Origin of the sequence: Streptomyces sp. NPDC051315 (genome assembly GCF_044455165.1) — a bacterium.
Classification (GTDB): Bacteria; Actinomycetota; Actinomycetes; order Streptomycetales; family Streptomycetaceae; genus Streptomyces.
Genome location: NZ_JBITEN010000004.1, coordinates 115,034 through 127,483 on the forward strand (window position 1 = coordinate 115,034; position 12,450 = coordinate 127,483).

Annotated in this window: 10 protein-coding genes; 7 read left to right on the forward strand and 3 right to left on the reverse strand. The window is 72.1% G+C overall.

Annotation, left to right across the window (positions count from 1 at the left end; genetic code table 11):
• Positions 1-16 precede the first annotated feature (16 nt).
• The 7 genes from ACIBBD_RS09700 to ACIBBD_RS09730 all read left to right on the forward strand — a co-directional run bounded on the left by ACIBBD_RS09700 (position 17) and on the right by ACIBBD_RS09730 (position 7,212).
• Positions 17-997 carry an SCO3242 family prenyltransferase gene (locus ACIBBD_RS09700; protein WP_399418784.1) on the forward strand — a complete coding sequence of 327 codons (981 nt, stop codon included), beginning with the start codon at positions 17-19 and terminating at the stop codon, positions 995-997.
• Entirely contained in the window at positions 994-1,917 is a 924-nt protein-coding gene (locus ACIBBD_RS09705) for a sugar phosphate isomerase/epimerase family protein (RefSeq protein WP_399418785.1), read from the forward strand. The genes ACIBBD_RS09700 and ACIBBD_RS09705 overlap by 4 nt, the downstream gene beginning before the upstream one ends.
• Positions 1,914-2,594 (forward strand): EboA domain-containing protein, encoded by a 681-nt coding sequence (locus ACIBBD_RS09710; RefSeq protein ID WP_399418786.1) that lies wholly within the window; start codon positions 1,914-1,916, stop codon positions 2,592-2,594. Before ACIBBD_RS09705 ends, ACIBBD_RS09710 begins: the two co-directional genes overlap by 4 nt.
• On the forward strand, positions 2,594-3,445 hold the full coding sequence (locus tag ACIBBD_RS09715) for a TatD family hydrolase (protein ID WP_399418787.1): 852 nt from the start codon (positions 2,594-2,596) through the stop codon (positions 3,443-3,445). The genes ACIBBD_RS09710 and ACIBBD_RS09715 overlap by 1 nt, the downstream gene beginning before the upstream one ends.
• 3 nt (positions 3,446-3,448) lie before the next feature.
• Positions 3,449-4,618, forward strand: coding sequence for a metabolite traffic protein EboE (gene eboE, locus ACIBBD_RS09720; protein WP_399418788.1), 1,170 nt, complete (start codon positions 3,449-3,451; stop codon positions 4,616-4,618).
• The gene (locus ACIBBD_RS09725) at positions 4,615-6,045 is read left to right on the forward strand and encodes a nucleotide pyrophosphatase/phosphodiesterase family protein (protein ID WP_399418789.1); all 1,431 of its coding nucleotides are present in this window, start codon (positions 4,615-4,617) and stop codon (positions 6,043-6,045) included. The genes eboE and ACIBBD_RS09725 overlap by 4 nt, the downstream gene beginning before the upstream one ends.
• Before the next feature lie 123 nt (positions 6,046-6,168).
• A complete protein-coding gene (locus ACIBBD_RS09730) occupies positions 6,169-7,212 on the forward strand; it encodes a sugar phosphate isomerase/epimerase family protein (RefSeq protein ID WP_399418790.1) in 1,044 nt (347 codons plus the stop codon).
• A gap of 338 nt (positions 7,213-7,550) precedes the next feature.
• Here the strand turns inward: ACIBBD_RS09730 and ACIBBD_RS09735 are convergent, their stop codons facing one another.
• The 3 genes from ACIBBD_RS09735 to frc all read right to left on the reverse strand — a co-directional run bounded on the left by ACIBBD_RS09735 (position 7,551) and on the right by frc (position 12,439).
• Complete coding sequence (locus tag ACIBBD_RS09735; protein WP_399418791.1) at positions 7,551-8,939, reverse strand: OFA family MFS transporter; 1,389 nt, start codon at positions 8,937-8,939, stop codon at positions 7,551-7,553.
• Positions 8,940-9,060: 121 nt separating this feature from the next.
• Positions 9,061-11,205, reverse strand: coding sequence for an acetate--CoA ligase family protein (locus ACIBBD_RS09740; protein WP_399419093.1), 2,145 nt, complete (start codon positions 11,203-11,205; stop codon positions 9,061-9,063).
• A 4-nt stretch (positions 11,206-11,209) separates the two neighbouring features.
• Positions 11,210-12,439: a formyl-CoA transferase gene (gene frc, locus ACIBBD_RS09745; protein ID WP_399418792.1), complete on the reverse strand. Its 1,230-nt coding sequence runs from the start codon at positions 12,437-12,439 to the stop codon at positions 11,210-11,212.
• Positions 12,440-12,450: the final 11 nt, after the last annotated feature.

The window sequence follows — 12,450 nt, forward strand, 5'->3', positions numbered from 1 at the left end:
AGCCGAGCCCCCCGACGTGGGGCGCCGCCCCGGCACCCCTCCGCCCGGAGCCCGCGCAACCCGCGCCCACCACCTGCGCGCCTGGGCCGAACTCCTGCGCCTCCCCGCCCTCTGCACAGTCCCCGGAGACGCCCTCGCCGGCGCGGCCGCCCTGACCGCCCGCCCCAACCGCCGCACCCTGCTCGCCATCGCTTCCTCCCTCTGCCTGTACGAGGCCGGCATGGCCCTCAACGACTGGGCGGACCGCACGGAGGACGCCGCCGAACGCCCCCACCGCCCGCTCCCGTCCGGCCGCGTCCGGCCCACCGCCGCCTTCACCGCGGCCTGTGCCTTCACCGCCGCCGGGCTCGCCCTGGCCACCCGGGCGGGCCGCCCGGCCCTGGCGGTCGCCGCGCCTCTGGCCGCCACCGTCTGGTCGTACGACCTGGCGCTGAAGCACACACCCCTGGGCCCGGCGGCCATGGCCGCCGCCCGCGGCCTGGACCTCCTCCTGGGTGCCGCGGCCACCGACGGCCGCATCCGCCCGGCCCTCCCCTCGGCGGCACTGCTGAGCAGCCACACCCTCGCCGTCACGGCGGTCTCCCGCCACGAGACCCGCGACGGCACACCGGTGGCCCCCCTGGCGGCCCTGGCCACGACAGGCGCGCTGACGTGGCTGCTGACCCGCCGGCCACGTCACCGACCGCCCTACAGCCGGCCACCGCATGGGCTGCCACCGCAACAGGGGTCACCGGGCCGCCCAGACACCCACCTGCCGGCGCTGCTGACCACGGCACTCGCCACCACCTACGCCACGACCACCGTCCGCCCCTACCTCCACGCCGCCCTCAACCCGTCACCCCCTCTCACCCAGCGAGCCGTCGGCGCCGGCATCCGCGCCACGATCCCCCTCCAGGCCGCCCTCACCGCCCGGTCCACGGCCACCGCCTCCGCGCTGCTCACGGCCGCGCTGGCCCCACTGGCCCGGACACTCGCGAGGCGGGTGAGCGTCACATGAGGCCGCGGCTCCCCGAAGCCGGCGCCACCCCCCGCGCCCCGCGTTTCGGGTACGGCACCAACGGCCTCGCCGACCTCCGCCTCGACGACGCCCTCTCCCTGCTGGCCGACCTCGGCTACGACGGTGTCGGGCTGACCCTCGACCACATGCACCTCGACCCACTCGCACCGGACCTGGCCGCGCGTACCCGGCGTGTCGCGCACCGACTGGACGCGCTGGGGCTGGAGGTCACCGTGGAGACCGGCGCCCGCTACGTCCTCGATCCGCGTCGCAAGCACGGTCCCTCCCTCCTGGACGCGGACCCCGAGGACCGGGCCCGCCGGGTCGACCTGCTGATCCGCGCGGTGCGGGTGGCCGGCGACCTCGGTGCGCACGCCGTGCACTGCTTCAGCGGAACCCTCCCGCCCGGCACGGACCCGGACACCGCCTGGCAGCGCCTCGCCGCATCCCTCACCCCCGTCCTCGACGCCGCCGCCACCGCGGGCATCCCTCTCGCCGTCGAGCCGGAACCGGGCCACCTCCTCGCCACCCTCGCCGACTTCCACCACCTGCGTCTCCTCCTCGGTGACCCGCAGCCCCTCGGCCTCACCCTCGACATCGGCCACTGCCAGTGCCTCGAACCGCTCCCTCCCGCCGACTGCGTCCGTGCCGCAGCTCCCTGGCTGCGCCACGTCCAGATCGAGGACATGCGCCGCGGCGTCCACGAACACCTGCCGTTCGGAGACGGCGAGATCGACTTCCCGCCCGTCCTCGCCGCCCTGTCCGCCACCGGCTACCAGGGCCTGACGGTCGTCGAACTGCCCCGCCACTCCCACGCGGGACCTCACCACGCCGGCCTCTCCCTGCCGTTCCTCCGCCGCGCGGCGGCGACCGCACCACCCGGCGAGCCCTCCGCCACCCCAGAAGGGAGCACCCCATGACCCGCCCCCACGCCACGGCGGCGACCCCCGCCACGGCAGCCCAGGACACCACCCCCACCCCGCCACCGCCCGGCACCCCGCGCACCCGCCTCGAGACCGACCTCCCGCCCGCCGCCCGCACCTGGTTGCGCCAGGCGCTCGAGGAGGCCGCCGCACACCCCGGCATCCACGGCCCCCTCTCGGTGTGGGAGCTTCGCCTGGCCGAGGCCGGCCGCCGCTGCGGGAGCCGGTACGCCGATGCCGCCCGGGTGCTCATCCTCGACGCCGCCCGCGCCGACCCCGCGGCGCTCACCCGGGTGTACTTCCAGGGCACCGCCGACGAACGGCGCGCCGTCCTGAAGGCCCTGCCCCACCTCGTGCCCGGCCCGGACGCCCTGCCGCTCGTCGAGGACGCCCTGCGCACCAACGACACCCGGCTCCTCGCCGCCGCCGTCGGCCCCTACGCCGCCCGTCACCTCGACGCCCACGCCTGGCGCCACGCCGTCCTGAAGTGCCTCTTCATCGGTGTGCCCGTCGAGGAGGTGGCGGGCCTCGGGGACCGCGCCCGCGGTGACGCGGAACTCGCCCGCATGCTCGGCGACTACGCCGCCGAACGCACCGCCGCGGGCCGTCCCGTCCCCCCGGACCTGCACCGCGTCCTGGCCCTGACCGGCTCCCCCCACGCCAAGGAGTCCTGATGCGCATCCTCGACCCCCACATCCACATGACCTCCAGGACCACCGACGACTACGCGGCCCTGTACGAGGCCGGTGTCCGTGCCGTCGTCGAGCCCTCCTTCTGGCTCGGCCAGCCCCGCACGTCGCCCGCCACCTTCCTCGACTACTTCGACTCCCTCCTCGGCTGGGAACCCTTCCGTGCCGCCCAGTACGGCATCGCCCACCACTGCACCCTCGCCCTGAACCCCAAGGAGGCGAACGATCCTCGCTGCGTCCCGGTCCTGGACGAACTGCCCCGGTATCTCGTGAAGGACCGGGTCGTGGCCGTCGGTGAGATCGGCTACGACTCGATGACCCCCGCCGAGGACACCGCGTTCGCCGCCCAGCTGCAGCTGGCCGCGGAGCACGGGCTGCCCGCGCTCGTGCACACCCCGCACCGGGACAAGCTCGCCGGCCTGCGCCGCACCCTGGACGTCGTCCGGGAGTCGGCCCTGCCCGAGGAACGCGTCCTGGTCGACCACCTCAACGAGACCACGGTGAAGGAGGCCTGGGACAGCGGGTGCTGGCTGGGCTTCTCCCTGTATCCGGACACCAAGATGGACGAGCGCCGGATGGTCGGCATCCTGCGCGCCTACGGCCCGGAGCGGATCCTCGTGAACTCCGCCGCCGACTGGGGCAGGAGCGACCCCCTCACCACCCGCCGCGTCGGCGACCTGATGCTGGCGGAGGGCTTCACCGAGGACGACGTGGACCGTGTCCTGTGGCGCAACCCGGTCGCCTTCTACGGTCTCAGCGGCCGGCTGAACCTCGAGGTCACGGCGGCGCCCGGGACCACCCATGAGGGCAACTCCGTGCTGCGTGGCGGGGAGTGACCGATGCGTTTCCGCCACCCCGACGGAACGACCGTCCACCTCGCCTACTGCACCAATGTGCACCCCGCCGAGACCCTCGGCGGGGTCCTCGCCCAACTCCGCGACCACTGCGAACCCGTCCGGCGCCGACTGGGCCGCGACCGGCTCGGCATCGGGCTGTGGCTCGCCAGGGACGCCGCCCGCGCCCTCGACACCGACCCGTCCGCGCTGCGTGACCTGCGCACCGAACTCGACCGGCGCGGCCTCGAGGTGGTCACCCTCAACGGCTTCCCCTACGAGGGTTTCGGCGCCGAGCAGGTCAAGTACCGCGTGTACCGGCCGGACTGGGCCGACCGCGAACGCCTCGACCACACCACGGCACTCGCCCGTGTCCTCGCCGGACTCCTCCCCGACGACGTCACCGACGGGACCATCTCCACCCTCCCCCTCGGCTGGCGCACCACCTGGAACGCCGCACGCGCGGACACCGCCCACCGCGCCCTGCTCACCCTCGCCGAGCGGCTGGACGCGCTCGCGGACCTCACCGGCCGTTCGATCCGCGTCGGCCTGGAGCCGGAGCCGGGCTGCATCGTCGAGACCACCGGCGACGCCCTCGCCCCGCTCACCGCCGTCGGCCACCACCGCATCGGTGTCTGTGTCGACACCTGCCACCTCGCCACCTCCTTCGAGGACCCGCACACCGCCCTGGACGCGCTCACCGAGGCCCGCGTCCCCGTCGTCAAATCCCAGCTGTCGGCCGCCCTGCACGCCGAACACCCCCGTCTCCCCGCCGTCCGCGCGGCCCTCGCCGCCTTCGACGAACCCCGTTTCCTGCACCAGACCCGCACCGTCACCGCCACCGGCCCGCACGGCACCGACGACCTGGGCGAGGCCCTGACCGGCCACGCCCTGCCCGACACCGCGCCCTGGCGGTGCCACTTCCACGTCCCGCTGCACGCGGCCCCCGCCGCGCCCCTCACCTCCACGCTCGCCGTACTGAAAGCCACGCTGACCCGCCTCGTCGGCGGCCCGCGCCCGCTCACCCGCCACCTCGAAGTCGAGACCTACACCTGGCAGGCCCTGCCTCCCGCACTGCGGCCCCGGGGCCGCGGCCGGCTCGCCGACGGCATCGCCGCCGAACTGGCACTCGCCCGCGACCTGCTGACCGACCTCGGACTCAAGGAGCTGCCATGACCCCTCCCCGGCCCGAGACCACGGCGCCACCGGCCGGCCGCGGGGCCCCGGACCGTCCCGTCCCCCTGCTCGTCGTCGACGTGGTCGGCCTCACCCCCCGTCTCCTCGACCACATGCCGCACCTCGGGGCGCTCGCCCGGGCCGGCTCCCGGGCGCCGCTCGGCACGGTCCTGCCCGCCGTCACCTGCGCCGCCCAGTCGACCTTCCTCACCGGCACCCTCCCCTCCGAGCACGGCATCGTCGGCAACGGCTGGTACTTCCGTGAGCTCGGCGACGTCCTGCTGTGGCGGCAGCACAACGCCCTCGTGGCCGGGGACAAGCTGTGGGACGCCGCCCGCCGGGCGTACCCGGGCTACACGGTCGCCAACATCTGCTGGTGGTACGCCATGGGCGCCGACACCGACGTCACCGTCACCCCCCGTCCCGTCTACTACGCCGACGGCCGCAAGGAGCCCGACTGCTACACCCGGCCCCCGGCACTGCACGACGAACTCACCGAGCTGTTCGGCACGTTCCCGCTCTTCCACTTCTGGGGCCCGGGCGCGGACCTGGTCTCCAGCCGCTGGATCATCGACGCGACCCGCCACATCCTGCGCACCCGTCACCCCGACCTGGCCCTGTGCTACCTCCCCCACCTGGACTACGACCTCCAGCGCTTCGGCCCTGACGACCCGCGCTCCCTACGGGCGGCCGCCGACCTGGACGCGGTCCTGGCACCGCTTCTGGACGACGCCCGCGCCGAGGGCCGTACGGTCGTCGTGCTGTCCGAGTACGGCATCACCCGGGTGAACCGGCCCGTCGACATCAACCGCGCCCTGCGTCACGCCGGCCTCCTGGAGGTGCACACGCAGGACGGAATGGAGTACCTCGACCCGATGGCGTCCCGTGCCTTCGCGGTCGCCGACCACCAGATCGCCCACGTCTACGTGCGCCGCCCCGAGGACCTGGCCGCCACCCGCGCCGCGCTCGCCGCCCTGCCCGGTGTCGAGCAACTCCTCGACGACGAGGGCAAGAAGGCGCACCACCTCGACCATCCGCGCTCCGGCGAACTCGTCGCCGTGGCGGAGCCGGACGCCTGGTTCACGTACTACTACTGGCTCGACGACGCCCGCGCGCCCGACTTCGCCCGGCTGGTCGAGATCCACCGCAAACCCGGCTACGACCCGGTCGAGCTGTTCATGGATCCGCTCGACCCGTATGTGAAGGTCAAGGCGGTCACGGCCCTGGCCCGCAAGAAGCTCGGCATGCGCTACCGCATGGCGGTCGTGCCCCTGGATGCGTCAGCTCTTCGCGGCAGCCACGGCCGCCTTCCCACGAGCGACGACGACGGTCCACTCCTCATCTGCTCCACCCCCCGCTGCGTCGGTGACCGTGTCGCGGCCACCGACGTGAAACCACTCCTGCTCCACCTGGCCGGCCTGTCCTGACGGACCCGGCCGCGCCGCCCCTTCGGGCTGGCCGTACTGCCCGAACTGGCCGGCCTGTCCTGACTGGTCACAAGTGAAGCACTCACCACTGACAACGCCCTCCGACCCCGAGGAGTTCCAGGCATGAGCCGCATCTCCCAGCCCGACCCCGAACTCACCCACCGCCTCAGCAGACGAGGCATGCTCGGCGTGGCCGCCGGCGCCACCGCCGCCGCCCTGCTGGGCGCCGCGTCTCCCGCCACCGCGGCCGGCGCACCCATCACCGCACCCGCCAGCACCGGCCGTGGCCGTCCCGTCCTGCCCCCCGGCCGGCTCGGCATCCAGCTGTACAGCCTGCGCGACAAGGTCTCCACCCTCGGCTTCGCCCCCGTCTTCGCCGAGTTGGAGAGGTACGGCTACGACGAGGTCGAGTTCGCCGGATACGGTCAGGGCTCCGCGGGCCCGATCACCCTCGCCCAGTTGAAACGGCTGGCCCGCGACCACGGCCTGACCCCCATCGGCAGTCACGTCGGTTACCACTCCGACGACCCGAACGCGTACACCTTCGCCCAGAACCTCACCAAGGTCCTCGACGACGCCCAGGCCCTCGGCCTGAAGCACATCGGCACCGCCGCCGGCCCGTTCCGCTACGGCTCCACCGTCGACGCGTGGAAGCGTGCCGCCGAGGACTTCAACACCTACGGCGCGGCGGCCAGAGCACGCGGCATGAAGTTTTACCAGCACAACCACTCCGAGGAGTTCTCCTTCGCCTCCGACAACCCCAGGGTCCGCCTCTACGACGTGCTGCTCGCCGAGACCGACCCCGACCTGGTGTTCCTGGAGATGGACATCTTCTGGGCGTACGTGGGCCAGTTCCGCTTCTCCAAGCGGCCCGACGGGACGCCCGCGCCGTTCGAGCCGCTGGACTACGTGCTCAGGCAGCCGCACCGCTACCCGCTTTTCCACGTGAAGGACGGGGTCAGCGACCCGGCGAACCAGTTCGGCTACCGCATGGTCGACGTCGGCGACGGGGACATCGACTACCAGCGGTTCATCTCCGCCGTGACCCGGCTGCGCGGGCACCGCATGGCCCACCACTGGCAGGCCGAGCACGACAACCCGGCCGAGTCGTTCACGTTCGCGCGGCGGTCGAGTGAGCACCTGCACTCGCTGCGCGAGAAGTGCTGAGCACACACGCGCGTGAGGCGGCCCTCCCGGTACCAGGACCCGGGAGGGCCGCCTCATGAAGGGGTGACAGCGGTGTCATCCGGCCGACTGCGGCCGGGCGGCCGAGGCCCCGCCCCTGTCGTGCCCCGGCAGCGGCGCGATCCCCGCCGCCACCCTCGACACCCCGTCGGCCAGGGCGCGCGCCGTCGGCGGGTCGCGTGGACCGGGCCGGCGCCCCCGTCGCCACACCGAAGCCGAGGAGGGCGAGCCACACGGTGCCCAGGTGCGACCGGCAGGGACGCCTCGCGGCGTCGGGCTGTGCCGACGAGTTGCTCGGTGCGACGGGCTCAGCCGTCATGTCACGCCGTCTCCTCGCCGAGCGGCTGCGGGTTGGGTACGACACGCCGGGCCGTCGGCCTGCCCGGTGCCTTGAGGAAGAGGGCCAGTACCGCGGAGGCCAGCCCGATGCAGCCCGCTATGACGAACGCGCCCTCGTAGTCCCACGCGCCGACCACGACCGCGCCCATGCCGGAGCCCACCAGACCCGAGATCAGCTTCGAGCTGTAGACCATGCCGTAGTTGGAGGCGTTGTTGTTCTCGCCGAAGTAGTCCGCCGTCATGGCCGCGAACAGCGGGAAGATCGCGCCACCGCCGAAGCCGGACACCATGGAGCAGAACAGGAAGAACGGCATGCTGCCCATCTGTCCGGAGACCAGCACCCCGAACTGGGCGGTGCCCAGTACCAGACACACGATGATCAAGGTGTTGCGGCGGCCGAACTTGTCGGAGATCCAGCCGATCACCCCGCGCCCGGTGCCGTTGACGATCGCCTTCAGTGACATCGCCGTGGCGACGATCCCGCCCGCGAAGCCCATGTCCTTGCCGAACGGCACCTGGAAGGCGATGCCGAAGATGTTGATGCCGGCCGTGCACAGCAGACAGAACCACATCATCCACAGGACGGGGGTACGGGCGGCCTCCTTCGGGGTGTACTGCTTCACCGCCGGCGGGTTCTTCTCCAGCGCCCGGCGGATCTTGGGGTCGTCGGTCTGCCTGAGCGGGTCGACGTGCGCGGGCCACCAGTTCTTCGGCGGGTCCTTGAAGAACCAGCCGGCGAAGGCGACGACGGCGCAGCAGACCAGGCCGACCATCACCAGGACACCCTGGTAGTTGCTCAGGTCCATGTACGAGGTGAACAGGAACACGAAGGGCACCGAGCCGTAGGCGAAGCCGCCGTTGACCATGCCGGTCTTGCCGCCCTTGCGCTCCGGATACCACTTGCCGACCATGTTCACGCAGGTCGCGTAGACGAGGCCGGCGCCGATGCCGCTGAACATGCCGAAGCCGATGTAGGCCACGATCACGTGCGGCGCGAACGCCAGCGAGAGGTACCCGCAGATCGTGCCCAGCGCGCCGAGCATCATCGCGTACCGAGCGGGGAGCTTTCCGCTCTCCCGCAGCTGCCCGGCGGGGAAGGCGACGGCGGCCTGGAAGAAGACCCAGACGCCCATCAGCCAGAAGATGTGCCCGCTGTCCCACAGGTGGGCCTCGTGCAGGGTGTCCTCGGCCGACGTGAACGCGTACTCCGAGGAGCTGATGCCCAGCATGCCCATCCACGGGAAGAGCACCATGGTCCAGCGTGGCCGCCCCATGATGTCCCGGTCGGTCTCGCCGGTCCGGTACACGCGGCCGTTGCGGTCCGTCACCTCCCTGTAGGGGAGGGACGTCGAGAAGTCGGTGGTTGTCATGTGTGTCGCACCCCTTGCGTCGAAAGTTCTGGCCAGCGCCCCCTGTCCAATGCCTTTCGTGTGCGCACGGGTCCCGGGGCCGGCCGACGCGCACCGCCGGCCGGCCCCGTTCCGGGTCACCTCATGAACCGCCCCCCAACAAGCCCGCCGCGCGCGCCCAGCGGTACTTGGCGCCGAGTACGGCCACCGGCCTCTCGGTCGTGTACGGGTACGCGACGACACCCCGCTCGTAGAGGTACTGGCAGGCCTCCTCGACCTCCACGTCCCCCGCGAGCGACGCGACCACGGGCTTCTCGACGCCGCGCTCGCGGAACTCGGCCACCACGCGCGCGGTGAGCTCCGCGAAGACCATCGGAGGAGTGACGATGGTGTGCCAGTAGCCGAGGACCAGCGCGTGGATCCGCGGGTCCTCCAGACCGAGCCGGATCGTCGCCTCGTACGTCGACGGCGGCTCGCCCCCGGTGATGTCGACCGGGTTGCCCGCCGCCCCGAACGGCGGGATGAACTCCCGGAACGCCGCGTCGAGGTCCGGCGGGATCTCCATCAGCGTCAGCCCGTTGTCGGTCACCGCGTCCGACAGCAGCACCCCGCTGCCGCCCGCACCCGTGATGATCACGACGTTGTCGCCCCGGGGGGTGGGAAGCACCGGCAACGCGCGCGCGTACTCCAGCATGTCGTGCAGCCCGGGCGCCCGGATGACGCCGGCCTGGCGCAGGATGTCGTCGTACACGGCGTCGTCGCCCGCCAGCGCCCCGGTGTGCGAACCGGCGGCCTTGGCACCCGCGGCCGTACGCCCCGCCTTCAGCACGACGACGGGCTTCTTCGGTACGGTCTCGCGCGCCGCCTCGACGAAGGCGCGCCCGTCCTTGAGGTCCTCCAGGTGCATCGCGATGCACCGGGTGTTGGGGTCCTCGCCGAACCAGGTCAGCAGGTCGTCCTCGTCCAGGTCCGACTTGTTGCCGAGCCCCACGATCGCCGACACGCCCGTCCTCGTGGTCCGTGCGAAGCCCAGGATGGCCATCCCGATGCCACCGGACTGCGAGGTCAGCGCCACCGAGCCCTTGACGTCGTACGGCGTGCAGAACGTGGCGCACAGGTCCTGCCAGGTGGAGTAGTAGCCGTAGATGTTCGGCCCGAGCAGCCGGACGCCGTGCCGCTCGGCGATCTCCACGATCTCCGCCTGGAGTTCGTGCTCGCCGGTCTCCGCGAAGCCCGACGGGATGAGGACGGCGTTGGGGATCTTCTTGCGTCCCACCTCCTCCAGGGCCGAGGCCACGAACTTGGCGGGGATCGCGAAGACCGCCACATCCACCTCACCGGGAACGTCGGTGACACTCTTGTACGCCTTGCGGCCCAGAATGTCATCGGCGCGGGGGTTCACCGGATGGATGTCCCCGGCGAAGCCGCCGTCGACGAGGTTGCGCATCACCGAGTTGCCGATCTTGCCCTGCTCGTTGGAGGCACCGATCACGGCGACGGACGCCGGCTGCATCAGACGGCGCATCGAGGTGAGGATCTCCGCGCGCGTGTAGCGCCTGCGTCGCTTCACGGGCGTGTCGGACAGGATGACGCGGATGTCCGCGGCGACCGCGCCCCGCGCAGTGGCGATGACCGGGTTGAGGTCGACTTCGGCGATCTCCGGGAAGTCCGCGACCAGTTGGGACACCCGCCGGATCTGCTCGGCGACCGCCCACCGGTCCACGCCCTCCTGCCCGCGCACCCCGCGCAGGATCTCCGCCGACCGGATCGAGTCCAGCATGGACAGCGCCTCGTCGGCGTCCACGGGCGCCAGCCGGAAGGTGACGTCCTTGAGCACCTCCACCAGCACCCCGCCCAGCCCGAACGCCACCACCTTCCCGAAGGTCGGGTCGGTGACCGCGCCGACGATGACCTCCTGTCCCTTCGGCAGCAACTCCTGGATCTGCACGCCCTCGACGCGCGCCGCCGCGTCGTAGGCGCGCGCGTTGCCGACGATCGTGTGGAAGGCCGCCCGTACGTCCGCCGCACCCTCCACGTCGACGATCACCCCGCCCGCGTCGGTCTTGTGCAGGATGTCCGGCGAGACGATCTTCATCACGACGGGTCCGCCGAAACGTGCCGCGTACGCCACGGCCTCCTCGACGTCCCGCGCCAGCTCCTCACCCGGTACGGCGATCCCGTACGCGTCGGCGACCACCTTGCCCTCGGGCGCGGTCAGCGCCGTCCGCCCCTCGGCCCGCACGGCGTCGAGCAGCGCGCGCACCCGCAGTATCCGGTCCTCGGCCATCACGTCAGATCACCCCGTTCGACTTGAGCAGGCGCAGCTCCTCGTCCCCGAGGCCGAGTTCGCCGACGTAGACCTCTGCGTTGTGCTCGCCCAGCAGCGGTGACCCGGTGACCTCGACGGGGGAGTCGGAGAGCTTGAGCGGGCTGCCGACGGTCACGAACTCGCCGCGCTCCGGGTGCGGCACGCGCACCACCATCTGGTTGGCGATCAGCGACTCGTCCTCGATGATCTCCCTGGTGGACAGGATCGGCCCGCACGGGATGTTGTGGGCGTTGAGCCGCTCCAGCACCTCCCACTTGGGCAGGGTGGAGGACCACTCCTCGATCAGCTGGAACATCTTGTTCAGCTTGGGCAGACGGGCCTCCGGGGTCGCCCACTCGGGGTCGTCGGCCAGCTCGGGCCGGCCGATGAGCTCGCTGACCGGCCGCCAGCCGACGGGCTGCACGATGACGTACACGTAGTCGTTGGGGCCGCCCGGCGCGCACTTGACCGCCCAGCCGGGCTGGCCGCCGCCGGACGCGTTCCCGGACCGGGGAACCTCGTCGCCGAAGTCGTCGTTGGGATATTCGGCGAGCGGGCCGTGTGCCAGGCGCTGCTGGTCGCGCAGCTTCACCCGGCAGAGGTTGAGCACGGCGTGCTGCATGGCCACGTTGACCCGCTGACCGCGCCCGGTGGTCTCGCGCTGGAACAGCGCCGCGAGAATCCCCGCCACGGCGTGGACGCCCGTGCCCGAGTCCCCGATCTGGGCCCCCGTCGCCAGCGGCGGTCCGTCCTCGAAACCGGTGGTCGACATCGACCCGCCCATGGCCTGCGCGACGACCTCGTACGCCTTGAAGTTGGTGTACGGGCCGTCCCCGAACCCCTTGATGGAGGCGTACACGATCCGCGGATTGATCTCCTGGATGCGGTCCCAGGTGAAGCCCATCCGGTCGACCGCGCCCGGACCGAAGTTCTCGACCATGACGTCGGAGCGCCGGATCAGCTCGGTGAGGATCTCCTTGCCGCGCCCGGTCTTGGTGTTCAGGGTGATGCTCCGCTTGTTGCAGTTGAGCATCGTGAAGTAGAGGGAGTCGACGTCGGGGAGGTCACGCAGCTGCTTGCGCGTGATGTCACCGGACGGCGCCTCCAGCTTGACGACGTCCGCCCCGAGCCAGGCGAGCAGTTGGGTCGCCGACGGCCCGGACTGGACGTGCGTCATGTCCAGCACGCGGATGCCTTCGAGAGCCTTGGTCATGACAAGCGCTC